Origin of the sequence: Bradyrhizobium sp. CCBAU 51745, from assembly GCF_028128715.1 — a bacterium.
Lineage (GTDB): Bacteria > Pseudomonadota > Alphaproteobacteria > Rhizobiales > Xanthobacteraceae > Bradyrhizobium > Bradyrhizobium manausense.
In genome coordinates this window covers 1-892 of record NZ_LBJP01000031.1, presented here as the reverse complement: position 1 = coordinate 892, position 892 = coordinate 1, and the positions used below count along the sequence as shown (strand labels likewise).

At 65.4% G+C, this 892-nt stretch carries 1 protein-coding gene; it reads left to right on the top strand.

Annotated elements, in window-relative coordinates; translation table 11 throughout:
• Positions 1-892, top strand: an 892-nt coding sequence (locus tag XH98_RS12935; RefSeq protein ID WP_271618810.1) for a chemotaxis protein CheA, incomplete at both ends; no start/stop codon positions are given.

Here is an 892-nt window from a genome sequence, read left to right as displayed (position 1 = left end):
ACCGCATCGCCAACCAGTCGATCCGCGTCAACGTGGATACGCTGGAGCATCTGATGACCATGGTCTCCGAGCTGGTGCTGACCCGCAACCAGCTGCTGGAGATCTCCCGCCGCAACGAGGACACCGAGTTCAAGGTGCCGTTGCAGCGCCTCTCCAACGTCACCGCCGAGCTGCAGGAAGGCGTCATGAAGACGCGCATGCAGCCGATCGGCAATGCCTGGCAGAAGCTGCCCCGCATCGTCCGCGACCTCTCGAGCGAACTCGGCAAGCAGATCGAGCTGGAGATGCACGGCGCCGACACCGAGCTCGACCGCCAGGTGCTCGATCTGATCAAGGACCCGCTCACCCACATGGTGCGCAACTCCGCCGATCACGGCCTGGAAACCCCCGCCGAGCGGCTCGCTGCCGGCAAGGGCGAGCAGGGCACCATCCGCCTCTCCGCCTATCACGAGGGCGGCCACATCATCATCTGCATCGCCGACAACGGAAGGGGCCTCAACACCGAGAAGATCAAGGCCAAGGCGCTCTCTTCAGGTCTCGTCACCGAGGCCGAGCTGGAGAAGATGAGCGAAGCCCAGATCCACAAGTTCATCTTCGCGCCGGGCTTCTCGACCGCGGCCGCCATCACCTCGGTCTCGGGCCGCGGCGTCGGCATGGACGTGGTCCGCACCAATATCGACCAGATCGGCGGCACCATCGACATCAAGTCGGTGGCCGGTGAAGGCTCCTCCGTCACCATCAAGATCCCGCTGACGCTGGCGATCGTCTCCGCCCTGATCGTGGAAGCCGCCGGCGACCGCTTTGCCATTCCCCAGCTCTCGGTGGTCGAGCTGGTCCGGGCCCGCGCCAACTCGGAGCACCGCATCGAGCGCATCAAGGACACCGCGGTGCT